The organism is Chitinophaga sp. (assembly GCF_039596155.1).
GTDB lineage: Bacteria > Bacteroidota > Bacteroidia > Chitinophagales > Chitinophagaceae > Chitinophaga.
Genome location: NZ_JBCNKF010000007.1, coordinates 68,216 through 92,545, shown reverse-complemented (window position 1 = coordinate 92,545; position 24,330 = coordinate 68,216). Strand labels below are relative to the sequence as shown.

Annotated in this window: 23 protein-coding genes and 1 riboswitch; of the genes, 15 read left to right on the top strand and 8 right to left on the bottom strand. The window is 45.8% G+C overall.

All coding sequences use genetic code 11. The features are described 5' to 3' along the window. Positions 1-101 precede the first annotated feature (101 nt). The 5 genes from ABDW33_RS09005 to ABDW33_RS08985 all read left to right on the top strand — a co-directional run bounded on the left by ABDW33_RS09005 (position 102) and on the right by ABDW33_RS08985 (position 5,672). Positions 102-503: a hypothetical protein gene (locus ABDW33_RS09005; protein ID WP_343689727.1), complete on the top strand. Its 402-nt coding sequence runs from the start codon at positions 102-104 to the stop codon at positions 501-503. Between the two features lie 14 nt (positions 504-517). Beyond that, entirely contained in the window at positions 518-1,204 is a 687-nt protein-coding gene (locus tag ABDW33_RS09000; RefSeq protein WP_343689726.1) for an NUDIX domain-containing protein, read from the top strand. Positions 1,205-1,433: 229 nt separating this feature from the next. Next, positions 1,434-2,345: an NUDIX domain-containing protein gene (locus ABDW33_RS08995; protein ID WP_343689725.1), complete on the top strand. Its 912-nt coding sequence runs from the start codon at positions 1,434-1,436 to the stop codon at positions 2,343-2,345. 11 nt (positions 2,346-2,356) lie between these two features. After that, complete coding sequence (locus ABDW33_RS08990; protein WP_343689724.1) at positions 2,357-3,772, top strand: nicotinate phosphoribosyltransferase; 1,416 nt, start codon at positions 2,357-2,359, stop codon at positions 3,770-3,772. Positions 3,773-4,088: 316 nt separating this feature from the next. Next, the gene (locus ABDW33_RS08985; protein WP_343689723.1) at positions 4,089-5,672 is read left to right on the top strand and encodes a transferase; all 1,584 of its coding nucleotides are present in this window, start codon (positions 4,089-4,091) and stop codon (positions 5,670-5,672) included. A gap of 165 nt (positions 5,673-5,837) precedes the next feature. Here the strand turns inward: ABDW33_RS08985 and ABDW33_RS08980 are convergent, their stop codons facing one another. From ABDW33_RS08980 to ABDW33_RS08960, 5 genes are read right to left on the bottom strand one after another with little or no spacing between them, the layout of a single operon-like run. Then, on the bottom strand, positions 5,838-9,017 hold the full coding sequence (locus ABDW33_RS08980; protein ID WP_343689722.1) for an efflux RND transporter permease subunit: 3,180 nt from the start codon (positions 9,015-9,017) through the stop codon (positions 5,838-5,840). A 30-nt stretch (positions 9,018-9,047) separates the two neighbouring features. Beyond that, a complete protein-coding gene (locus ABDW33_RS08975) occupies positions 9,048-10,121 on the bottom strand; it encodes an efflux RND transporter periplasmic adaptor subunit (protein ID WP_343689721.1) in 1,074 nt (357 codons plus the stop codon). 38 nt (positions 10,122-10,159) lie between these two features. Next, positions 10,160-11,515: a TolC family protein gene (locus tag ABDW33_RS08970; protein WP_343689720.1), complete on the bottom strand. Its 1,356-nt coding sequence runs from the start codon at positions 11,513-11,515 to the stop codon at positions 10,160-10,162. A 44-nt stretch (positions 11,516-11,559) separates the two neighbouring features. After that, positions 11,560-12,189 (bottom strand): TetR/AcrR family transcriptional regulator, encoded by a 630-nt coding sequence (locus ABDW33_RS08965; RefSeq protein WP_343689719.1) that lies wholly within the window; start codon positions 12,187-12,189, stop codon positions 11,560-11,562. Positions 12,190-12,199: 10 nt separating this feature from the next. Further along, a complete protein-coding gene (locus ABDW33_RS08960; RefSeq protein ID WP_343689718.1) occupies positions 12,200-12,802 on the bottom strand; it encodes a TetR/AcrR family transcriptional regulator in 603 nt (200 codons plus the stop codon). A gap of 301 nt (positions 12,803-13,103) precedes the next feature. On the opposite strand from ABDW33_RS08960, the gene ABDW33_RS08955 reads away from it, so the two are divergent. Beyond that, positions 13,104-13,613, top strand: coding sequence for a hypothetical protein (locus ABDW33_RS08955; RefSeq protein ID WP_343689717.1), 510 nt, complete (start codon positions 13,104-13,106; stop codon positions 13,611-13,613). A 118-nt stretch (positions 13,614-13,731) separates the two neighbouring features. Here the strand turns inward: ABDW33_RS08955 and ABDW33_RS08950 are convergent, their stop codons facing one another. Then, the gene (locus tag ABDW33_RS08950) at positions 13,732-14,991 is read right to left on the bottom strand and encodes a pyridoxal phosphate-dependent aminotransferase (protein ID WP_343689716.1); all 1,260 of its coding nucleotides are present in this window, start codon (positions 14,989-14,991) and stop codon (positions 13,732-13,734) included. A 388-nt stretch (positions 14,992-15,379) separates the two neighbouring features. On the opposite strand from ABDW33_RS08950, the gene dnaN reads away from it, so the two are divergent. From dnaN to ABDW33_RS08935, 3 genes are all read left to right on the top strand, one after another. After that, positions 15,380-16,498, top strand: coding sequence for a DNA polymerase III subunit beta (gene dnaN / locus ABDW33_RS08945; RefSeq protein WP_343689715.1), 1,119 nt, complete (start codon positions 15,380-15,382; stop codon positions 16,496-16,498). 224 nt (positions 16,499-16,722) lie between these two features. Beyond that, on the top strand, positions 16,723-17,529 hold the full coding sequence (locus ABDW33_RS08940) for a sterol desaturase family protein (protein WP_343689714.1): 807 nt from the start codon (positions 16,723-16,725) through the stop codon (positions 17,527-17,529). Between the two features lie 4 nt (positions 17,530-17,533). Next, a complete protein-coding gene (locus tag ABDW33_RS08935; RefSeq protein WP_343689713.1) occupies positions 17,534-17,794 on the top strand; it encodes a hypothetical protein in 261 nt (86 codons plus the stop codon). Positions 17,795-17,820: 26 nt separating this feature from the next. Here ABDW33_RS08935 and ABDW33_RS08930 read toward each other — a convergent pair whose 3' ends face one another. Next, positions 17,821-18,336, bottom strand: a complete 516-nt coding sequence (locus ABDW33_RS08930) for a lipocalin family protein (protein ID WP_343689712.1) — start codon at positions 18,334-18,336, stop codon at positions 17,821-17,823. Between the two features lie 36 nt (positions 18,337-18,372). Further along, positions 18,373-18,480, top strand: a riboswitch (TPP riboswitch). 84 nt (positions 18,481-18,564) lie between these two features. Here ABDW33_RS08930 and thiS point away from each other — a divergent pair. From thiS to thiH, 6 genes are all read left to right on the top strand, one after another. Continuing rightward, a complete protein-coding gene (gene thiS / locus ABDW33_RS08925) occupies positions 18,565-18,768 on the top strand; it encodes a sulfur carrier protein ThiS (protein ID WP_343689711.1) in 204 nt (67 codons plus the stop codon). A gap of 88 nt (positions 18,769-18,856) precedes the next feature. Beyond that, positions 18,857-20,461, top strand: coding sequence for a phosphomethylpyrimidine synthase ThiC (gene thiC / locus ABDW33_RS08920; protein WP_343689710.1), 1,605 nt, complete (start codon positions 18,857-18,859; stop codon positions 20,459-20,461). Between the two features lie 59 nt (positions 20,462-20,520). Beyond that, the gene (locus ABDW33_RS08915) at positions 20,521-21,138 is read left to right on the top strand and encodes a thiamine phosphate synthase (RefSeq protein WP_343689709.1); all 618 of its coding nucleotides are present in this window, start codon (positions 20,521-20,523) and stop codon (positions 21,136-21,138) included. Next, positions 21,135-21,767 (top strand): thiamine phosphate synthase, encoded by a 633-nt coding sequence (locus ABDW33_RS08910; RefSeq protein WP_343689708.1) that lies wholly within the window; start codon positions 21,135-21,137, stop codon positions 21,765-21,767. The genes ABDW33_RS08915 and ABDW33_RS08910 overlap by 4 nt, the downstream gene beginning before the upstream one ends. Then, entirely contained in the window at positions 21,745-22,512 is a 768-nt protein-coding gene (locus tag ABDW33_RS08905; RefSeq protein WP_343689707.1) for a thiazole synthase, read from the top strand. The genes ABDW33_RS08910 and ABDW33_RS08905 overlap by 23 nt, the downstream gene beginning before the upstream one ends. Before the next feature lies 1 nt (position 22,513). Next, positions 22,514-23,623 (top strand): 2-iminoacetate synthase ThiH, encoded by a 1,110-nt coding sequence (thiH, locus tag ABDW33_RS08900; protein WP_343689706.1) that lies wholly within the window; start codon positions 22,514-22,516, stop codon positions 23,621-23,623. Positions 23,624-23,814: 191 nt separating this feature from the next. On the opposite strand, the gene ABDW33_RS08895 is transcribed toward thiH, so the two are convergent. Beyond that, the gene (locus ABDW33_RS08895; RefSeq protein WP_343689705.1) at positions 23,815-24,276 is read right to left on the bottom strand and encodes a PA2169 family four-helix-bundle protein; all 462 of its coding nucleotides are present in this window, start codon (positions 24,274-24,276) and stop codon (positions 23,815-23,817) included. Positions 24,277-24,330 lie beyond the last annotated feature (54 nt).

The following is a 24,330-nucleotide window of genomic DNA, read 5'->3' as shown; positions in this document are numbered from 1 at the left end:
CCGCAGGCTACCCACTTACAAAAAACGCTTTTGCCATACGGCAAAAGCGTTTTTTGTGATGTTTTTTTAAAACCGGTATCTTGCAGCTTCAATATCGTGATATGAAGCCTGTTTTGTTGATATTAATGGTAGCAGCCAGCTGCTTTTCGTGTAATCCGTCACGTAACGATAACCGGGATGCCTCCGCTTACGACGTAGTGACTGAGAAAAGCTATGTCCTGCGCAACACCCACCCTGTGAGTAGTGACTCCCTTACCAATATCGTCTTACAACGCCAGGAAGAAATGTCACGTATCCTGGAAAGACATGGATTCAAAAAACACATAGTCACCAAAGACAGCCTGCTCTTTCGCCGTGCCAACGGTCTTGAAGTAATGCTGGAATTGCCGGCACCCGAAGATGCCTGGCAGGCAAATACGATCATCGCATTTGATCCACAGAAAAGCCCGCTGTTCATCAACCTGAAGAAAGATAGCACACAGGTGACCAATTATATTAAATAACCCGCTTACATCATTTGGGACCTAAACAAGACATACGACTCTGCGTAGATGCTGTAGTATTTGGCTATACAGCCAAAGAAAGCATATCCGTATTGCTCATCAAGCGTACAATAGAACCTTTTATACATGACTGGGCACTGCCAGGAGGCTTCGTACTAAACGGCGAAACACTCGAAGACGCCGTCACCCGCGAACTGCTTACCGAAGCCGGTGTGCACATCAACTACCTGGAACAACTATATACCTTTGGCAGACCGGAACGCGATCCCCGGGGCAGGATCATCTCTATCGCCTACTTCGGTCTCGTCAACCCGACTAACTTTAAACTGGCTGCCAGCTCAGATGCTGAAGATGCCCGCTGGTTCGATATAAAACATTTACCTGCATTGGCTTTTGACCACGGTGAAATCGTCTCTACCGCCGTTAAAAGATTAAGAAACAAAATCCGGTATGAGCCCATCGGCTTCGAACTACTGGATAAGAAGTTCCCTATTTCTGACCTGGAAAAACTGTATGAAACAGTATTGGACCGCCCTATAGACAGGCGTAACTTCCAGAAGAAAATGAACCACTTCGGGATCTTAATGGAGCATAATGAAAAATTAAAACACCCCTCCGCCGGCAGACCCGCCAAGTTGTACAGCTTTAACGAAGAGCGGTATTTCCAGCTGAAACAGGAAGGAATCATGTTTGAAATCTAATGACGCTCATGTCCAAACTGCCACCAGCCCAAAAGCCATTCGATCTCACAGCAAAAAGCCAGATCTGATCACTAACATATTTCCCCCTACCTGTAAAAAGGAAGGGGGATTTTTTTTATTATTGATAATCAATCCGTAAGATGTATTTGTGTAAAAATCACCAAAAATATTTTGCGTATATAAAATAACCCTTCTATATTTGTGTAGAAATTACACAAAACACTGGCATATGACAACGCTAAAACCGACAGGAGTAATCATCGCCCGCTTTCAGACACCCAGCCTTCACGAAGGTCATTTGGAACTGATCCGGCAGGTAAAGCAAAAACATAACCGCCTGATCATCGTTCTCGGCGTCAGCCCGGTGAAAGGTAGCCGCAAAAATCCACTGGATTATTACACCCGGGAAAGAATGATCAAACAACTCTTCCCTGAAGTGATTGTTCTTCCGCTGAGCGATCAGGCAGATGATAAAGTATGGTCCATGAAAATGGATGAATTACTGTCCGCTAACTTCCCACACGAATCCTTCGTGCTGTACGGCAGCCGGGATAGTTTCATCCCCTACTACAGCGGTCGTTATGGAACTGAAGCCCTGCCTCCTGTCAAGGACTACAATGCTACCGCCCTGCGCGAAGCCGTATCCGACAAGGTTTTTGATACCGAAGAGTTCCGGGCTGGCATCATCTACAATACATACAACCAGTTCCCGAAAGTATACCCAACCGTAGATATCGCCGTATTCAGGCATAATCGCACCGAGGTGCTGCTGGGGCGTAAACCTGCTGAAAATGCATGGCGCCTGCCAGGCGGCTTTACCGATCCTGAAGATCAAAGCTTTGATGTTGCAGCCCACCGCGAATTGCAGGAAGAATGTGGTCAACTGGAAACCAGCCCGATGCAATATGAACTTTCTATGCAAATGGACGACTGGCGGTACCGCTCCGAAGTTGATAAGATCATTACCACCTTATTCAGTACGGACCTGGTGTTCGGAGAACCCAAAGCAGCTGACGACATTGCAGCCTTACGCTGGGTACCTGTCAATCAGCTTAAAACCCTGATCGCTAACGGAGAAATCGTACCTGTACACATCCCATTATTAGAGAAACTCGCTGAAAAATATTCTACTAACGCTTAAATCAAAGAATCATGACAAAGGAAAACCTCATACTCTTAGCGGACGCCTATAAATACTCTCACCATAAATTATATATCCCCGGCACTGAATATATCTATTCCTACCTTGAAAGCCGGGGCGGCAAGTTTGAAGAAACTGTATTCTATGGTCTCCAGTACCTGCTGATGGAATACCTGCAGGGTGTAGTGATCACCAAAGAAAAAATTGACGAAGCAGAAAGCGAATTGAAAGAAGTATTTGGCCGCAGCGATGTATTCGACCGCACCAAATTTGAATATATTATTGAGCAACACGGCGGCCGCCTGCCAGTGAAAATCAAAGCCGTTCCGGAAGGTACCGTCACGCCTACACACAATGTGCTGATGACGATCGAAAACACCGATCCTAACTGCTTCTGGCTGACCAACTTCCTCGAAACTTTACTCATGCAGGTATGGTACCCTTCCACAGTAGCCACCATGAGCCGTGAGATCAAAAAAGTTGTAAAGAAATATTATGGAGAAACAGCAAGTGCTGCATCTTATTCAGGTATTGACTTTGTACTGAATGACTTTGGTTTCCGCGGTGCCAGCTCTGTAGAAAGTGCAGGATGGGGCGGTAGTGCTCACCTGATCAGCTTTGCAGGTAGCGATACCCTGATCGCATCAACTTTTGCCAAAAGATACTATCAGGCACCTACCGCACCAGGTCTCTCTATACCTGCTACCGAGCACTCTATCATGACACTGTTGGGCGAACCAGGAGAGAAAGAGATTTTCAGGCATGTGTTAGATGCATTCCCTACCGGTACAATTGCCTGCGTGTCTGACTCCTACAACATTATCAGGGCCTGTGAAGAATATTGGGGTACCGAATTGAAAGAACAGATCCTGCAAAGAGAAGGTACCTTAGTGATCCGCCCTGATAGCGGTGATGCTGTACAAACCTTGTTGAAAGTATTCGAAGTACTCACTGAAAAATTCGGTTATACTGTCAATGAAAAAGGTTATAAAGTACTGCCTCCACAAGTACGGGTTATCCAGGGTGATGGTATCAGTTATTCTTCCATCCCCACTATCTACGAAGCATTGAAAAATGCGGGTATCAGTGCCGAAAATCTGGTATTAGGTATGGGTGGTGCCCTGCTACAGCGAGTGAACAGAGATACACAGGAATATGCATTGAAATGCGCTTATGCCGTGGTAAATGGGAAAGGTATCAACGTCCAGAAAAATCCCTTGGAACTGGATGCAAATGGTCACACCCGCGTTTCTTTCAAGAAATCAAAATGTGGCAGACAGGTATTGGTGAAAAAAGATGGTAAATATATAACCATCCCTGAAAGTGAAGCTAACGGCCTTAAAGATGAGTTGGTCACCGTGTTTGAGAATGGAGAGATAAAAACTTCATATACATTTAACGATATTAAAACCAACGCACAGATCTAGCCTTTCTTCTATTGTTTGTTACTTCATCCGGCCTGCGGCAATTCCTGAAATGCCCGCCGCAGGCCTCGTCCTTAGCAAAAAAGAAACGCTTCTATACAGAGCTGGTACAACATCACACCCGAGCCGGCTTTACACATTGTTACTCCAGCATGGAGGCGCTTCTGCAAAAAAGCCGGCTGTCAATCTTATTCAATCGCCTGTATCTTCCATAGGATACAGGCGATTTTTGTCCAGACTTCACGTGACCAGGTTATATCGCAACAAGCAGACCTGGGCCCGCCTTGTTCAAATACTTACTGTTTTGTAATTTCCCATCATGTTTTTACTAATACCGGGTAGACATCACCTATTGTCAGACTTTCAGTTCAAATATCTCCATAGATTATTGCAAAATCAACTGGAAGGAGAACAGGATGTTCAGGGTCAAACCATGCCAGCTTCCGCTATCACGGCGGTTATATTTGCAGTTACCTCTGCCAATCACCTGGGTACAAAGCGTAACCCGGTTCCTTTCTATCTCAGGTCCATGATCATACAGGAATTTTCCAGTTACCTGGACATCCCCGTGTTTGTATATGGAATAGATGATGTAGGAGAGATCAATGACTTTGCTGGCTATACTCTCAAAAGCATTCGTCACAGCAGCGAAGGATTACACCAGCTCACACCGGAAAATACCGTAGTCATTTGCAGTACTGCCGTAAAGGATATGTATACCTCCCTTGGCTACAGGGTATTGCCAGCGGAATTAGATATCACCACCGGCCAGCTGAAACACCCGCTGCCCTGGGATATCGTTCGCCTCATTGCCCAGTCGCCGGAATGGCAAAAAGATAAGACGGTGCTGGATCTGATCCATCCTGCATCTTTTAAGATCTGGAAGCAATATAAGATAGGAGAGAAGGTGCAACATATTCTCAAAGACCCCATCATCGGGGCGGATGGTGACCTGACTTCTACCCGTGATTACAATGCCTACGTCAGGCAAATGGACGACATCGCTGCCCTGAAGTACCAGGAGACGGCGCCTTATATACAACCCGGCAATATTGGCGATATCGGCTGTGCTGCAGGATCCTGGATTAAAATGGGATGCGAGGACGACCGTTTGCATGAATGCGACTTCTATGGCATCGAAGTGTCCCGTCATCTTTTTGAAATCTGTTACCAGCGTAAGCACAATGGAGACTTCGCCAATCCATCAGTATTCTTCTCTCAGAAAAATGCGGTGACCAGTCTGGTATTTGATGCCAGTAGTATGAACACCATTCATACTTCTTCACTCACCCACGAAATAGCCTCCTATGGCAGTGAACAGGACCTGCGCGATTTCATTGCCAACCGTTACCAGGAACTGGCTCCCGGCGGCGTTTGGATCAATAGAGATGTGGTAGGACCAGAGAACAAGGAAGAGATCGTGCTACTATGGTTAGATCATACCGATGGTGAAAATAAACAGATGTCACCCGATATCACTGACAACCAGGAACTGGCGGCTGCACTGGACAAGCTCTCCACACGCGCAAAATTCATTCGCTTCGCAATGGATTTCCGTCATCAGGAAGGCTACAAACTCCCTTATGAATGGGTGACCACCGGTGGGCAGACTTATTGCCGGCTGCGCATGCAGGATGCCTGTGAGTTTCTGTTCACGAAAGACTATACGGACAACTGGCTGAGTGAAATGCACGAAACCTTCTGTTTTTGGAGCTTTGCTGATTGGAAACGCGAATTGGAGACAGCAGGTTTTAGAGTTGATAAATTGTCGAAGCCATATAGGAATGAGTGGATAGTAGAGAACAGGCTCGAAGGGAAAACAAAGTTGTTCCGCGAAAAAGAAGATGGACTGCAGGAAATTCCATTCCCGGTATCACACATGTTACTCTTAGCAAGGAAATAAATCATTGGGCTTTTGCTTCAGCCGGCTGAAAGCCGAAAAAGCTCTTTCTCTATGGGCTAAAGCTTTTCGCGTGAAATAAAAAGGCCGGAGTACGACTACTCCGGCCACTTCTTAAACCTACAACTGTTACACTGTGTTTGTAACGTATCTTAAATTTCTTTGTTTCTAATTCAGGGATGCCTCTTCAATCTCCGCAGCATAAGGCGCTACCAAACGCTGTCTGATCAACCGCTTCGCCGAAGGCTTATTCATACCAAACCTCGTCATAAACCCATCCACAATCTTATACACCACCGGCACCACAATCAGTGTCAGGAACATTGAACTGATCAACCCACCAATGATCACCCATGCCAGACCATTTTTAGTGGCAGATACACCACCCGTTGCCAACGCAATCGGCAACATACCAATCACCATCGCAATTGTCGTCATCAGGATCGGACGCAGACGTGCATTGTTCGCATGAATCAACGCTTCATCTGTACTCTGTCCCTGCTCCTTCATCTGATTCGTAAAGTCCACAAGAATGATCGCATTCTTTGCTACGAGACCGATCAACATAATCATACCCAGGATGGTAAAGATGTTCAGCGTATTGTTCGTCAGCGCCAGTGCCAGCAAGGCCCCGATAATCGCCAGCGGAATAGAGAACAATACCACAAAAGGATAGATGTAGTTGTCATACAGCGCCACCATGATCAGGTATACCAGCACAATAGAAATCAGCAATGCAGCCCCCATCGTACCAAATGAATCTCCCTGATTCTCAGCATCACCGGCCCACAGGTAACTCACACCCACCGGCTTACGCAGCGGCTCAAGCTGTTTTGCAAATGCAGCCTGCACTGTACCTGATGGTACCCCTATCACCTGAGATTTAACAGATACAGAAGTATTCTTGTCTCTTCTCTCCAGCTGGCTTGGGCCTGAACCCTCCGTGATCGTTGCAAACTGGGATAACTTGATCAGCTGTCCCTTGTTGTTTACAAACTGGATATTAGATACATCTGTCAGATTTTTCCTGTCAAAGTCATCAAAACGGATGTTGATATCATACTCATAATCCCCCTGTCTGAACTTAATCTTACTATCATCCGCTGTACCACTGAATGCCGTCTGCATAGTACCACCCACATTCTCCAGTGTCAATCCCAGTGCCGACATCTTATCACGATCCACTACTACGTTGATTTCCGGATTACCTTCCTCTACAGAGAGTTTCACATCACTTGTACCATCTATTTTCTTCAATACAGCCATCGCTTCTCTTGCAAATACCATGGCACTATCCAGTTCAGATCCCATCACCACCAGTTCGATAGGTGCAGCCTCCGCAGTACCCAGAATGCTCACATCCATGGTCTTTACTTTCACCCCTGGCAGGATCTTACGCAACTCCACCTTCATCTGTGCAGCATAGATATCTGCACTCACTTTACGCTTGTCAGCATCCACCATCATGACGGTGATCTCTGATTTATATGCAGTAGACTGTGAGGTACCAAAACCATCTTCACTTGTCTGACCGACTGTCGTGATCAAACGTGTTACTTCTTTCTGCTTAGACAATAAAGCTTCTGCTTTACGTGTAGCCTGGTTACTTTGTTCTACAGATGCATCTTTCGGCATTTCCAGCACCACGATGAATTGTCCACGGTCACCCTTCGGAATAAACTCACCACCGATATAACCTTTCCCCACCAGCATGAAAGAAGCTATCAGCAACACAATCGCTGCGATGATCGCCCAACGCTTATGGTTCAGCGCCCATTTCAGGATCCCCGTCATCCATTCTGTAAACTTCGTCAGCTGACGCTCAAACCACAAAATGAACTTCTCAAACAGGTTCTTGCCTGTGATATGCTCCAGCTTACCAAAACGGGAAGACAACAGCGGTACGATCATGAACGAAGACAGTAAGCTCAACATGGTAGAGATCATTACCACCACACAGAACTGGCGCACAATCTGTGACACCATTTCATTTGTCAGAGAGATCGGCAGGAACACAACCACGATTACAAGTGTAATGGAAGTAACCGTAAAACCGATTTCCTTCACCCCGTCAAATGCCGCTCTTACCCTATTCTTACCCATCTCCATGTGACGGTAAATATTCTCAAGTACCACGATCGCATCATCCACGAGGATACCTACTACCAGCGACAAACCAAGCAGAGACATCAGGTTCAGGGAGAAACCCATCAGCTTCATACCAATGAAGGTTGCTATCAATGATGCAGGAATAGAGATCATTACGAAGATCGCACTACGGATACTGTGCAGGAACAACAGCATCACTGCGGCCACCAGCAGGATAGCAATCATCAGGTCATGGATCACGGAATCTGCCGATTCCAGTGTAAAGTCTGAAGAGTCATTCGCAATAAAGATCTTCAGGTGGAATGAAGCATAATCACGCTCAATCTCAGCAATAGCCTTCTTCATTTCTTCACTCACAGTTACCGCATTGGCATCAGACTGTTTCTGCACCATCAGTGCGATCGCACTTGCACCATCTACACGGGCTATGCGGTCTACATCTTTTTGCGCATCCTGTACATCTGCAATGTCTTTCAGTCTCACCTGTGTACCATCATCAGTCGTAGTGAGCACCAGGTTACGCAGCTGATCTACATCTTTATATTTACCAGCCAGGCGGATCAGGATCTGCTGATCGAGTGTTTTTACTTTACCGGTAGGGAAGTCGAGGTTCGCATTTGTAACCACCTGACGCACGGTATTGATAGACATTTTATAAGCTTCCAGCTTATGAGGATCTACGTTGATCTGTATTTCCCTTTCCTGGCCACCGATCAGCGATACCTGTGCCACACCTCCCAGACGGGAGAGCAATGGCTGGATCTTCTTATCTACCAGGTCATAAAACTGCTTGCTATCCATATCAGCGGTAGCAGACAACGTCATGATAGGTAAGTCGTCGAGAGAGAACTTAGACAGTGACGGCGTTTTTGCATCAGAAGGCAGATCAGACAATACTGCATTCACCTTTCGCTGAGCATCCTGCAGCGCAACGTCTACATTCGCATCGTTATTTAACTGTACAGTTACAGTAGATAAACTTTCGTTGGATTTAGAAATGATCTTTTTGATCTTTTCCATAGAGGCCACCGCATCCTCAATCTTCTTGGTGATGGTACTTTCCACCTCTTTAGGCGAAGCACCGGGATATACGGTAGCAATAGTTACCACCGGTTGGCTGAACTTAGGCAGCAACTCGTAGTTGAGTGACTGATAACTCATCACCCCCAGCAAGGTAAGGATGGTGAATATCACGACTACGATGGTAGGCCGCTTGATGGATATTTCTGTAATCTTCATTGTTTTCTTTTTTTACCCGGAGTGACCTGATTATCCTTTCGCCTGTTGTTGCACGGTTACTTTTGCACCATCCGTCAGGTTGATCTGACCGGCAGTGATCACCGTTTCGCCTTCATTCAGTCCTTCCCTGATTTCCACTTTTTCACCGAAAATTCGGCCTGCTACTACTTTGCGCAGTTTGGCAGTATTGTTTTCGAATACATATACCTGGTTACTGTTTACACCACCTACAAAAGAGGTACGGGGAACCAGTATCATTGGAGCCGCATTTTTGATATCGAAATGAGCCGTACCAAACATACCAGCACGCAGCTGCTTGCCGCTGATATTGGTTACTTCCATTTCCACAGGGTAGTTCAGGGTATTATCACCTTTAGCCGCAATGAAAGTGATCTTACCTTCATAGCTTACTTCGGGGAATACGTTGGTAGTTACCTTTACTTTGTCGCCTTCCTTCAGGGTTACCACCTGAATTTCAGGAACGGATACCGACAGCTTCAAACGGCTTACGTCAACGATGTCGAACAGTTTGTTACCAGGGGAGAGGTAAGCACCCTGCTCTACATATTTCTTATTGATGATACCGGAGATCGGCGCTTTGATATACGTATCGCTCACACGACGGGAAGCAGCGGTATAGCGGGTTTGCGCCAGTTCATATTGCAGGGTGGCATCGTCCACCTGTTTCTTCGTCACCCCCCCTGTTTTGAACGCAGCTTCATATCTTTCTTTATCAACACGCAATTGTTCAAGATTCACTTTTGCTGATTGCAGGTCAGTACCGAGAATTTCACCATCCACGTAAGCAATCACCTGGCCTTGTTTCACCACGCTACCTTCGTCTACCAACAGTTTGGTAATACGGCCGGAAGTTTCCGCCAGGTAGTCCAGTTCACGTACTGGTTCAAAATTTCCATTTGCCAGGAATCCCTGTGAAAAATCTTCTTTTGTCACCTTCTCAGTCAGCACTGATATTTCACCTGCATTACTTTCTTTTACAAAATTAGTTTTGGCTTCGTTAGCTTTTTTATTGGCTCCTAGTTTCCACATGATCAATACCACAGCGGCGATGGTCACTAAGCTCCAGATAATAATTTTTTTCATATAGTTCCAGTATACGGTTTTTTAAGAAGGTGATTGTGTTAGTTCAACAGGGATTTAAGATTCCCGTTGGATTTGATGATGTCCAGTTCTGCCAGTTTATATTGCAACAATGCTTCGTTGTAGTTATTCTGTGCTTCAGTCAGGGATGTTTCTGAATCCAGCAGATCGGTCAGGCTGGCCAGACCCAGGTTGTAGTTATTCTGGGTAGAGGTATACACCTCATTGGCCAGTTCTACGTTTTCTTTTTGTGCACGAATGGTGCTCAGGTTGTTCTGGGCTTGCAACTTGGCATTTTCAAACTGTGTGTTCAGGGCCAGCGCTACTTCTTCTTTCTGCTTGCTCAGTTCTTTCAGTGTCACATTGGCCTGGCTAACCCTGGACCGGCGTGCAAAACCATCAAAGATGGGTACTTTCAGGGTGAGACTTACAGCAGCCATGTCGTACCAGTTGGCCGTAGAGCCGCCGGACTTGGACTTCAGGAAGTCGAACTTATTACTGATACCATTGTAAGAATAGTTACCTCCCAGTTGCAGAGTAGGATAGTATTGTGCGATATACGCTTTCTTCTGGTAGTTCTGCAGTTCCTCCTGTTTGGTCAGGATTTTATATTCAATCCTGTTATCCAGAGACACGCCTCCGAAATCGGCAGCAGTCGCTGTTTTGCTTTCAATTTCCTTAAAGGACGTTGCCGGTAATTCCAGGGAATTGCCCATAGACATACCCATCTGCATTCTCAGCTGATTCACCTGTATCAGGTATTGGTTCTGCGCGTTGATGCGCTGTGTTTTATAGTTAGTAAGGTTCACACGCATTCTGTCCAGGTCTATTTTGCGGGCAAGGCCGTTTTCAACCTGTGTAGCGGTCGTGTTGACCAGTTGTTGTAGCTTATCAATATTTGCATCCAGCACCGTCGTTTTCTCACGGCTTACCAGTGCTGCATAGTAAAGACTGGTCACATTATAGATCACGGTTTCTTCACTCTGCGCTGTTTGCATACGGTAATATTCTTCACCGGCTTTAGCGGCTTTGAGGCCGGTAAAAACAGACTGGTTGTATACTTCCTGGGTTACGGAGCCGGAAGCCGTCAGGTTATGTGTTACACCTGCCGTGAGCAGTACTGTTTTGCCTGGTTCACCAATGAATTCTCCGGGAACAGGCAATACCTGTTTCTTAATATTGTTGGTATAACTTCCGTTGGCATTGACTTGTGGTAATGCCTGACCTCTTACTTCACTGGTCTTGAACCTCCCCATATCTTCTTCAAGCCTGGTGCGGGCCAGGGCCTGATTGTTGGCGAGGGCATATTTCAGGCAGTCCTGTAAAGTCAGTGCGGATTGCGCGTAGGAAGCCCTGATCCCCGCCAGGAGGACAAGTGTAAACATGATCTTTTTCATCCGTATGTTTCTTTGAATTGCTTTTTAGTTGGCGGATTCGGTTTTTAAGTGATGCTGGTTGTAGATTCTTCTTCTATATTTAAATATTGTGCTGCCAGTTTTCTTCCTTCCAGGGTAGCTATGCCCAGAATAAAATGTCTTGTCAGCTGCTCCATTACCTCATGCATATCAAATTGCATGACGGGGTATTGTACAGGATCGAACACGGTTTCAAGCTGTAGTTGTCGCATACGGCTGATAATATTCAGATTCAGATCACTTCTGTACACACCCTGTTCTATTCCACGCCGTAAATTCTCTGTAATGCCCTGTAGTACACAATCCTTCTTAAAATCTTCGATTCGCTGCCAGATAGCCGGGTGATACTTCTGTATCTCGTATAGCATGACGGGATTGATTGTTTTTCCCATCATCTCCATATATTCCAGTTCCCTGATCAGCTCTTCAATGGCATGGCCTGAGGTAAGGCGGAACTCCTGGAAATGCTCGATGTGACTGTTGAGAACAAATTTCATTGCCTCCAGCACCAGGTCTTCTTTGTCTTCGAAATGCTCGTATACCGTTTTCTTAGATACGCCTGTTTCTTTCGAAATATCAAACATCGTCACGCTTTTGATTCCATATAACCTGAACATCCTTAGCGCAGTTTCCAATATCCTTTCTTTTACGCCCATGTTTTACTCATTACTTTATGCCCTTTACAAAAATCTCGGTGAGTAACCGCTGTTTATCTATGATCTTCTCTATTTCTTCCGGTTCCGTTTCGAATTTAGGATTGATGCAGTCCAATACTGAAAAGCGCAATCCCTCTATTGCTTGTGTGTATAAGGCCGCAACCTCACTGATATTATCTATTTTAAAATCCCCTGCTGCCACCCCTTTTTCCATGATGCGTGTCATCATTTTCAGTTCCCGCTCCTTCATAATAGCCATGACACGGAGTGTTTCCGCACTGTTATCATTCAGGATCTTGAACATTTCCAGGCGACAGTACCTGAGAACAAACTGCCGTTTTATCTCAAGAAGGTTTATCAGAATGCTGGCAGCCGGCAAATCTTTCTCTGCTTCGGCTTCCTGCTCTGATATGAAATACTCCCCGATCTTTTCGAGCACGGCAAAGTGCAGGCTCTTTTTGTCGGAAAAATAATAATATAACGAAGCCTTTGAACAATGCAGATCATCCGCAATCTCATTCATGGTAGTCTTGGAAGCAGTGTAAATTGAGAATCTCCTTAACGCTGCATCCAGGATCTTATCCCGCATTTCATCCTTGGTTTCTGCGATCATTAACTTTTTGACTTTTTTAGTTTCGAAGTCAAAAGTAGAAAAGTTTGCGCAAATAGCGAAGAAAAGATGTCATTTAACAATTGATTAACTTTTCGAACTAAAAAGTCAAAAAGTTAGAGTGCATATAATACAATTGTCTATCAACTAATTATACTTATTATAAACCCTTATTGGTGGGGTAGGGGGTATTGATCAGGATAATTTCAGGTTTAGCCGACAGATTTCGACTATACATCTCAAAAAATCAGATTTGTGTGGAAGGGGCATTCCTTTTGTCTCTATAACGGCAAATCGAATCTATATGAAAAAGCTAATGTTCCTTTTTATAGCAGTGATAGGTTTCACAGTAGCGGGCCAGGCCCAGGTAAATATTTCTATCAATATTGGCGCGCAGCCGGCATGGGGGCCTACCGGTTATGACCACGTAGATTATTATTATCTGCCGGATATCGACTGTTATTATGATGTACCCAACAAAGTGTATGTATATCCTAGTGGCAACAGCTGGATAAGAGCTAAACAATTGCCTGCAAAGTATCGCAGTGTAGACTTATACAATGTGCATAAGGTAGTGATCAATGGTGACAACAGGCCTTACCAGCATGCAGATAAATACCGCCAGGAATATGGTGGTTTCAGGGGTAAACACGACCAAACCCCTATTCGTGACAGCAGGGAAGAGAAGTATTTTGAAAGTAAGGGTCATCCCCAGCATGCACAGTGGGTAAAGGACCATCCAAATAATGGAGGCAGGAAAGGCTACAATAAACACAACGACAGAGATGACCGTCCAGGTCCTGATCGGCACTAGGTAAGCATCTTACCCACTGAAAAGAAAGCAATTTTTTATAAAAGAAAGGCCGTCCTGCGAGGTGCAGGACGGCCATCTAATTTGTAATGCTTGCCATACAAAATATGATGCTGAAAACTTAGCTCAGTTTTTCGAGTGCTGCTTTCAGTGTAGCCAGCATAGCCGGGATTTCTTCTTTTACGCAGGTACCTACACTCAGGCGATACCATGGAGATTGTTTGCTTGCACCAAAAGCATAGAAAGGTACGAGGCCCAGTTTTGCTTCGTTCAGCAGGTAAGAAGTAACAGCTGCCTGGTCTTCCAGTACGGTACCATCAGCAGTTTTCTTGCCTTTCAGGTCGATCTTCAGGGTCAGATAGATAGCAGCCTGAGGAGCAATCGCTTCTACAGGGTGACCGGCTTTCTTCAGTGAATCGAAACCTTCATAGATCTTCTGCAGTCTTTCTTCTACTTCTGCTTTAAAACGCTGAAGGTAAGTGTTTACTTCTCCTTTGCGACGCAGGTAGCGGGCGGCAGCATGTTGTTCTGCCATTGGGCTCCATGCACCCACGTGAGACAGGATGGCTTTCATCTTGCCGATTACGTGTGCAGGACCGAGTGCCCAACCTACTCTCACACCGGTAGCAGCAAAAGCCTTACTCATACCATCGATGAAAATGGTGTAATCTCTCAGTTCAGGACGCAGCCCTACAGGTGTATGGTGTACGGTCTGACCGAAGGTAAGTACCCAGTACATCTGATCAAACAGTACATACAGTGGTTTTTCGTCAGCACCGCGGCTCTTGTTTTCAGCAATTACCAGGTCGCAGATCTCTTCCAGCTGTTGCTTGCCAAAGGCAGTACCGGTTGGGTTCTGCGGAGAGCAGAGCGCCAGCAGGGTAGCACCTTTCAGCAGTGGCTTCAGTTCAGCTGCAGTCGGCATGAAGTCGTTTTCCGGCTTGGTTTCCAGTACAACGTGTTCAGCCTCCAGGAAGTGAGTATAGTGATTATTATTCCAGGACGGAGTAGCATAAACTACCTTCTCACCCCGGTCCAGGATTGTTCTGAAAGTGGCATAAATGATAGGACGACCTCCACAGGAAATCACGATCTCCTTAGTAGGATCGTAGGTCAGCTGCTCATGTTCAGCAATGAATTCGCTCACTGCCTTTCTCAGGTCCAGGATACCATCCGCTGGTGGATAATTAGTTAATCCTTCCTTGTAGGCAGTCACAATTTCTTGCTCAAACTCAGCCGGAATGGGGAATACTTTGGGGTCAAAATCCCCAATCGTAAAATTGTAGATTTTCTCACCCTTGGCCTGCTTCTCCTTTATCTCACCGGCCAGCTTAATAATTTCAGACCCGATCAACGTTTCGGCTAAATGAGACAGTTTCATAACCCAAAAGATTTTTAGTGTTTAATAGATTTTTGCGCCCGCAAAGCTAACGGATATGCAACTCATTTAAAACAAATGCCGGATTTTTTCACAACATTCCAAATTAGATTCGATATTTTTAATTTAATTCAATAAAATCGCTCATTTTTGACATCTCATCTAACATAACATTTTGTTATAATGTAGCTTGCTTCAAAGGAGAGTACACATTGATATGGGTCTTTTCCACATACCCATGCAGGTTTCATGTGGAAAAAAGCTATAGAATGCCTGATTCTAACGCTGTTCGTAGATTGACAATTCTTTCTATCTTTGTTTGCTCAGGTTGTATAACCTCACCGCCTTTACAGCGGGAATTCCTTAGTAAGCATAATAACAACATATCAACATGAAGTTTATCGTTTCTTCCTCTACTTTGTTAAAACAATTGCAGCAGATCAGCGGGGTTATCAACTCCAATACGGTATTGCCTATATTGGAAGATTTCCTTTTCATCATTGACAGGAACGAACTGACAGTAGTAGCTACAGACCTGGAGACTGTTATGAAAGTGAAGCTGGAGGTAGAAGCCAAGGAAGCAGGCCGCATCTGTATTCCGGCCAAAATCCTGATGGACTCCCTGAAAAATCTGCCGGATCAGCCTCTGACTTTCCACATTGACCTGAACTCATACGCGGTTGAAATCACTTCCGACAATGGTAAGTACAAGGTAATGGGTGAAAATCCGGAAAACTTCCCGAAAGAGCCGACTGCAGATGATACCACCTCCTTTACAGTGACCTCTACCGCACTGGTAACCGCTATTAACAAGACCCTGTTTGCCGTAAGTAACGATGACCTGCGCCCTGCTATGACAGGCGTGTTCTTCGAACTGACACCAACCAGCCTCACATTTGTAGCAACGGATGCACACCGCCTGGTGAAATACGTTAGAACCGGTGTTGTATGCCCTAAAGCAGAAACCTTCATCGTGCCTAAGAAGCCTTTGAACCTGCTGAAATCAGCATTGCCTGATAACGATAGCGAAATCAAGATTGCTTATAGCCAGAATCACTTCTTTGTAACACACGACGGTGCACAGATGATCTGTCGCCTGATCGATGCCCGTTTCCCTGATTACAAAGTGGTTATTCCAAAGGATAATCCTTATCGCCTCACACTGGTGAAAAGCGATTTCCAGAACGCACTGAAACGTGTGAGCGTATTTGCAAACAAAAGTACCAATCAGGTAGCCCTGAGCATCACTGGTAGCGAGTTGCAACTCTCTGCACAGGATGTGGATTTCTCTTTCGAAGGTAACGAGCGCATGAGCTGCTCTTATACCGGCGATGATATGCAGATCGCTTTCAATGCGAAATTCCTGATTGAAATGCTGAACGCCGCAGAAGGCGATGAAATCACTATCGAGCTGTCTACACCTACCAAAGCAGGTATCCTGAAACCTTCTGAAAAAGAAGAAAATGAAGACCTGCTGATGCTGGTAATGCCGCTGATGCTGAATAACTAATTTTCCGGCATGGCCCTCCGCCATGCTAAAAAACTTAAAAAAAGTCACTTCCGCTCCGGCGAAAGTGACTTTTTTACTTACTAACTATTTTTCTCTTATACATAATTCCATCACCCACATAAGTCTGCTTAAAATATTGTCCCACAGCCACTTTCGCCCTTTTTATTCCCTGATTTTTTCGTAATTTAATACAGCCATTGAACCCCATCATTAAATTCCCGTTTATGGAATCGTTCTTCAATAACATTCCTTCTTCTTACCGCACCGCAATCCTTGTGGGCGGCTTGATCCTGCTCTGGATCTTCGAAGGCGCATTCCCCAGGTTCTACTTCAAATCTAACCGCTACCGCCACGCCGGTACAAACCTCTTTTTTACACTCACTACCGCGATTGTAAACTTTACACTTGCCTTCCTCATTGTAAAGGCCTGCGCATACACCACCGTCAATCAGGTTGGCCTGCTGTACCTTGTACCGCTGCCTAACTGGCTCCACACCATTCTCGCCATCCTCATGATGGACCTGATCGGCGCTTACCTCATTCACGTCATTCAGCACAAAATAGCCTGGATGTGGCACTTCCATAAGATCCACCACATCGATACCGCTGTAGATGCCACTACCGCCCTCCGGCACCATCCCATAGAAAGCATCTTCCGTGTCATCGCACTTTTTGTCGCTGTCATCACCATGGGAATCCCCATCTGGATGGTCTTCCTGTACCAAACTATCTCTGTCTTCATGTCCCAGTTCAACCACGCCAATATCCACCTCCCTAAATGGCTGGATAACGCCCTGAGCTGGATCATCGTATCACCGGACATGCACAAGGTACATCATAGCCATTTCCAGCCGGAAACAGACACTAATTACGCTAATATATTTTCGATTTGGGACCGCCTCTTCGGCACGTTTAAGAAGGTGAATGATACAACTTCCCTGAAGTATGGCCTGGATGAATACCAGGATGAAAGGTATCAGCAGATAGGGGCATTACTCAAAGCACCATTTGACAAACCTTTAAATCAATAATCATATGCAACAGCACACCACTTCTTCCACCTCCACTAAAGTTGCCTGCTACATTTCCCTGTTCGCAGGCATATCTTCCGCTGTATATGCATTCGTGGCAAGAAACCCTGAAACAGGTCTTGTCTTTGCTATTGCAGCCATCATCATGGGTGGACTCTCAGATATAAAAGCCCGTAAGAACATTGATGACATGCAGGTCGCTACCGCCGGTGTATTCATGGCCTTTGTAGCCCTCGCTGTTACCTTATGGCAGATGTATAACTGATTAACAACAGAGGGAGAGAAGAGAACTTACTTACGTGACTTCACTTTTTTCCCTCCTGTCTCTTTCCTGTACTTTTCAAGGTACCCCTCAGCGGCTTTCACAGGGAACAATACCAGTGAAGTATCCGTTAGTTCCCTGATAATTGCAGTATCTACAGTTCTTGTACTATCCGATGATTTTACACCTTCTGCATGATTCCATAACAAAAGTGTATCGTGTTGTAACGCCCATTTCTCATAAACCAGGGAATACATGTTGATTGCTATCGCCTTCCTGTTCTTTCGCAACTCCATTCCCTGCCACTCATTATCCATCCCCGTTACAGGCTGCAACCATTTCCCTATCAGTTTCGCTGTGTCTATCACAATCGTATCCGCTACAACCATTACAGTTGAGTCCTCTACTATCACAGGCGTTGTATCCGCTACAGGCGCTACCGCCGGCGTATCCACCACAGCTTCCTCCTTCGCAGGCGTATGCGACTGATGACATGCAAATGAAAAGATGGTGATAAAACCCACCAGCAGAATGCAATTTTTCATATGCTCAAAGATATGGACTTTTTCCCCTACCTTTACCGCTCACTTTAGGGGTGTTTTCCAGGATAATATATCCGGAAAGCTGAGATGAGACCCTCAGGACCTGACGCAGCTCATACTGCCGTAGGGAAAAGTACCTTCACAGCGCACTTTGCTGTAAGGAAAACTTACTGACTCCTCACATCTTCTACCATCCTTAAAGTTTATTGTTTCACCTTAATTCATGTATTCATGGAAGTGACTGTAAACAATAAACTTTATGCGGTGCAGCAGGGGACAACCATCGCTGCACTCTTACAGTTTATTCAGCTCCCATCAGACAAAGGACTGGCCGTTGCAATCAACAGGGAAGTAATCCCCCGGCCTTCATGGCCACAACACGTGCTGCAAACCGCAGATAGTATTACTATCATCCGCGCTACCCAGGGAGGTTAATTTTTTCCTTCATTAAAAAAATAATTGCACTGCAAGGCATGCCCTTCGCAGCAGGACTTCCCATTTCTTCACCCATCTAATTTGTTGTATGAAAATTGAAAACATTTCACGCAAGCCACTGCCTGCATCCAGGAAAATCTACATCAATGGCGTTGCCATGAGAGAAATCTCTTTAACACCTACACGACTGCATGGCAGTAAGGGAGAAACCACTCCTAATGATCCTGTAATTGTATATGATACCAGCGGTCCCTATACTGATCCCAATATTGAGATAGACGTTCATAAAGGATTGCCCAAACTGCGTGCAGCATGGACAACTAACAAGAAAAATGAAACACAGCTATCTTATGCCCGCAAAGGTATCATCACACCTGAAATGGAATACATCGCCATCCGCGAAAACCAGGGTGCCACACAACAACACATTACACCAGAATTCGTCAGACAGGAAGTGGCCGCAGGCCGTGCTATCATTCCGGCCAATATCAATCACCCGGAATGTGAACCAATGATCATAGGCCGTAACTTCCTCGTAAAGATCAACGCCAACATCGGTAATTCTGCTGTTACCTCCAGCATTGAAGAAGAGGTAGAAAAAGCCGTATGGGCCTGCCGCTGGGGCGCCGATACCATTATGGATCTCAGTACCGGGAAGAACATTCATGAAACACGGGAATGGATCCTCCGCAACTCCCCCGTACCCATCGGCACTGTACCTATCTATCAGGCACTGGAAAAAGTAAATGGAAAAGCAGAAGACCTTAGCTGGGAAATATTCAGGGATACCATTATCGAACAGGCAGAACAGGGTGTTGACTACTTCACTATACACGCGGGGGTTTTACTCCGTTACATTCCACTTACCGCCAATCGCGTTACTGGCATCGTATCACGCGGAGGCTCCATCATGGCAAAATGGTGCCTGGCACACCACAAAGAAAACTTCCTGTATACACACTTTGAAGAGATCTGCGAAATCATGCGCACCTACGATGTGTCTTTCTCTTTAGGTGATGGTTTGCGCCCCGGTAGTATTGCTGATGCCAATGATGCTGCCCAGTTTGCAGAACTGGAAACATTAGGCGAACTCACTAAGATTGCATGGAAACATGATGTACAGGTCATGATCGAAGGCCCCGGCCACGTACCTATGCACCTGATCAAAGAAAACATGGACAAGCAGCTGCAACATTGCCACGAAGCGCCTTTCTATACCCTTGGACCGCTGACTACCGATATCGCGCCCGGTTATGATCATATTACATCTGCGATCGGTGCCGCCATGATCGGTTGGTTTGGTACCGCTATGTTGTGTTACGTAACGCCGAAGGAACACCTGGGCTTACCCAACAAAGAAGATGTACGCCAGGGCGTTATCACGTACAAGATAGCCGCACATGCTGCTGACCTGGCCAAAGGTCATCCTGGTGCTCAACACAGGGACAACGCACTTAGTAAAGCCCGCTTTGAATTCCGCTGGGAAGACCAGTTTAACCTGGCACTGGATCCGGACACAGCCCGCTCTTATCACGACGAAACCCTGCCTGCCGAAGGGGCGAAGGTCGCTCACTTCTGTTCTATGTGCGGACCACACTTCTGTTCCATGAAGATCACGCAGGAAATAAGAGAAGCCGGCATGGCAGAAAAATCAATGGAATTTCGCGAACAAGGCAGCACTATTTATTCATAATCTGACAGTTATATAATCGCGGTACAGTTTTGGAATACTTTTAAATAAACACCAATACTTTGATACAGATCATCACACATACAGGCAAAATCAACCACGAACCAACTCTCTGGCTCCAACTTTTGCAGGCAGGTGCTGATAGTATCCTGGTGCGCAAACCAGGCTGGCAGGAAGCAGATTATGAAATGTTGCTGCTCGATACAAATCCCTCCTGTTATCCTCACCTCATCATTGCCAATCATCCCATTCTGTGTGAACGTTATGGGCTGTTAGGGATACATTTTGGGGAAGCCATCAGGGGATCTATATCACAGGAAGAACTGCAACGGTATCAGCAATCAGGCTACATGCTCAGCACAAGTATCCATAGCATACATACGTTGCCGGTAGTCAGCAACATCTGGGATCAGTTGCTACTCAGCCCGGTGTTTGACAGTATTTCCAAAGCTGGATATATGGCCGCGTTTGACAAAAACTTCCGGTTGGAAAAAGATGGTTACAAGGGCAATGTCATTGCATTGGGAGGTATCAATCAGCAGACTGCTGATAAAGCCCGGAAGATGCGTTTTGATGGCATTGCCCTGCATGGCGCCATCTGGCAACATCCGGAACGTGCATTACGGACTTTCATCAGTATTCGCGATGCATGGTCAGGCAATTCATTCAGCTCATCATGATTTCTATACAGTACATTTCACAGCAGACTGACAACTTCTCACATCTTGACAATATCCGAATGGCTTGCGCAGCAGGCTGTAAGTGGATCCAGCTGCGCATGAAAAATGCGGATCGCGCAGCTATTACTGCAGCAGCAATAGCTGCAAAGGCTGTGTGCGATGCGCACGGCGCTACGCTTATTATCAATGATCATCCTGACATTGCAGCATTGGCAGGTGCACATGGTACACATGTGGGCAAGGAAGACATGACGGTCGCGATGGCGCGTAGCATTGTCGGACCACATAAAATAGTGGGTGGCACGGCGAATACCCTCGAAGACATTCTGCGACATGTTGCAGACGGTGCTGATTATGTTGGCCTGGGGCCTTACCGGTTTACTACTACCAAAGATAAACTAAGTCCCATTTTAGGACTGGAAGGCATCCGGAAAATTATGTCTCAGTTACAGGTGAATATCCCTGTTATCGCTATTGGCGGTATTACACCTGATGATGTACCTGATCTGTTCACCACAGGTATCCAGGGCATTGCCGTGAGCGGCATCATTACACAGGCGGCCGACAAACGCCAGCTTTTATCCAGACTCTATCAAACCATACCACATGCAATCACTTCAAATAGCTGATCATACATTTACTTCCCGGCTCTTTACCGGCACAGGAAAGTTTGCTTCTCTACAATTGATGGAACAGGCGCTCCTGGCGTCTGCCACACAACTGGTGACGGTAGCACTCAAGCGGGTAGACATACAGGATACCGGAGATAACATGCTGCGCCATTTGCAATCCTTTCAATTAATGCCCAATACATCTGGTGTAAGAACAGCCAGCGAAGCGGTATATGCTGCCCAACTGGCCAGGGAAGCACTGGAAACGAACTGGGTAAAACTGGAAATCCATCCGGATCCACGCTACCTGATGCCTGATCCTATAGAGACGCTCAAAGCTGCGGAAGAACTGGTAAAACTGGGGTTTGTGGTACTACCTTATGTACATGCAGATCCGGTATTGTGCAAGCGATTAGAGGAGGCCGGTGTGGCAGCCGTAATGCCACTGGGTTCACCAATCGGTAGCAACAAAGGTCTGCGTACAGCTGATTTCCTGGAAATCATTATTGAGCAGAGTAATATCCCTGTTGTAGTGGATGCAGGAATTGGTAGCCCTTCAGATGCTGCTAAGGCCATGGAAATGGGTGCTGACGCCGTACTTGTTAATACCGCTATTGCAGTGGCCCGCGATCCGGTAGCGATGGCACAGGCATTTGCTACAGCTGTAACAGCAGGCAGAATGGCGTATGAAGCAGGGCTGGCACCTGTGTATAAACAGGCTGTTGCTTCCAGTCCTCTTATTGGTTTCTTAGACGAAATATAGTATGGCAGACTTTAAAACACTCTTTTCCCAATACGATTGGGAGCAGGTAAAAGAAAGTATTTATGCAAAAACTGCTGTGGACGTGGAACAGGCCTTGCATAGCAGGCGGCGTACCATCGAAGATTTCAAAGCGCTGATATCCCCGGCTGCTGCCCCGTATTTGCCATCTATGGCCTACCTGAGCCAGCAGCTTACCAGGCAACGGTTTGGCAACACTATGCAGTTGTATATCCCGCTTTACCTGAGTAATGAATGCCAGAACATCTGCACATATTGTGGGTTTAGTCTTGACAATAAAATTGCCCGAAAAACGCTGAACAGGGAAGAAGTGCTGGCAGAAGTGAAGGCGATCAAAAACATGGGATACGACCATGTGTTGCTGGTGACAGGTGAGGCGCAACAGACAGTAGGGCTTGCTTATTTTAAGGAAGTGCTGGAGCTGATCAGGCCTTATTTTTCCAACATATCTATGGAGGTACAACCCATGGATCAACCGGATTATGAGGCACTCATTCAACTGGGGCTGCATAGTGTACTGGTTTACCAGGAAACATACCACGAAGCGGATTATAAACTGCATCATCCCAGGGGAAGGAAATCTAATTTCAATTATCGCCTTGATACCCCTGACCGCCTGGGCAAAGCAGGCATACATAAAATAGGATTGGGTGTATTGATTGGATTGGAAGACTGGCGGACGGATAGTTGCTTTACCGCATTACACCTGCAATACCTGGAAAGAACTTACTGGCAAACGCGGTACAGTCTTTCATTCCCGCGTTTACGCCCATGTGCAGGTGGAGTAATGCCGAAAGCGGTGATGAGTGACAGGGAGCTGGTACAGCTGATCTGTGCGTATAGATTGCTGTCGCCAGAAGTGGAGTTAAGTCTTTCTACAAGAGAATCTCCTCGCTTCAGGGATCACGTGATACAGCTGGGTATTACTACAATGAGTGCAGGGTCGCGTACTAATCCGGGAGGATATACCATGGGAGATGACTCACTGGAGCAGTTCGAGATTTCGGATGAACGTGCACCGGGAGAAATCGCTGCGATGTTGCAGCAAAGCGGCTTTGAAGCCGTCTGGAAGGATTGGGATAAGGCCTTTTGATAAACATAAAACAGTCCCGCCAGTAGACGGGACTGTCATTTTTTACCTAAATCCATTACTGAAATTTGTTACTTATAAACATAAGTAGCCGCTTAATCTTTGTATTCAAATGTAAGTTGCACATAATGAACAACGGCATTACGTTTCATTTTGAACAAAAAGAACAGCCACGTCTATAATGAACAGGATGTTCAGTGAACTACTTTCTCCAGATCACGATATGTTCTTACAGTATCATGTGCGCTTCTGAGTGCCCTGCGCTGATTGGCTACCAGTTCACGTATACTATATGGCATTGAAATATCGGACCCCAATACATCTTCGTAGGTACGCTGTGTCGCATCTTCTCCGTATTCGCATGCAGACAGGATCGAATGCCTGTCATGCCCTGAAAAAGTAGCTTTTACATCCATCCAGGTCCTGTATAATTTACCATAAATAGTAGTATTGTGTGTAGGTTCTGAACCACCGTCCTCCAATATACCATTCAGTTGATCTATATATGTAATACTTTCTTCTTTCATTCTTTGGAACAGTGCTTTCAGATCAGCATCATCTGTCTGATCAATTGCCTTCAGATATCCCGCTACACGGTCATTATTGATCCTGATCAGGTCATTCAGGGCTTCTATCAATTTCTCGTTCAATTGCATGATGATAGTTTTAAAAATGAATGAAGAATGTTGTGTCCTTTAAAATATGAAATT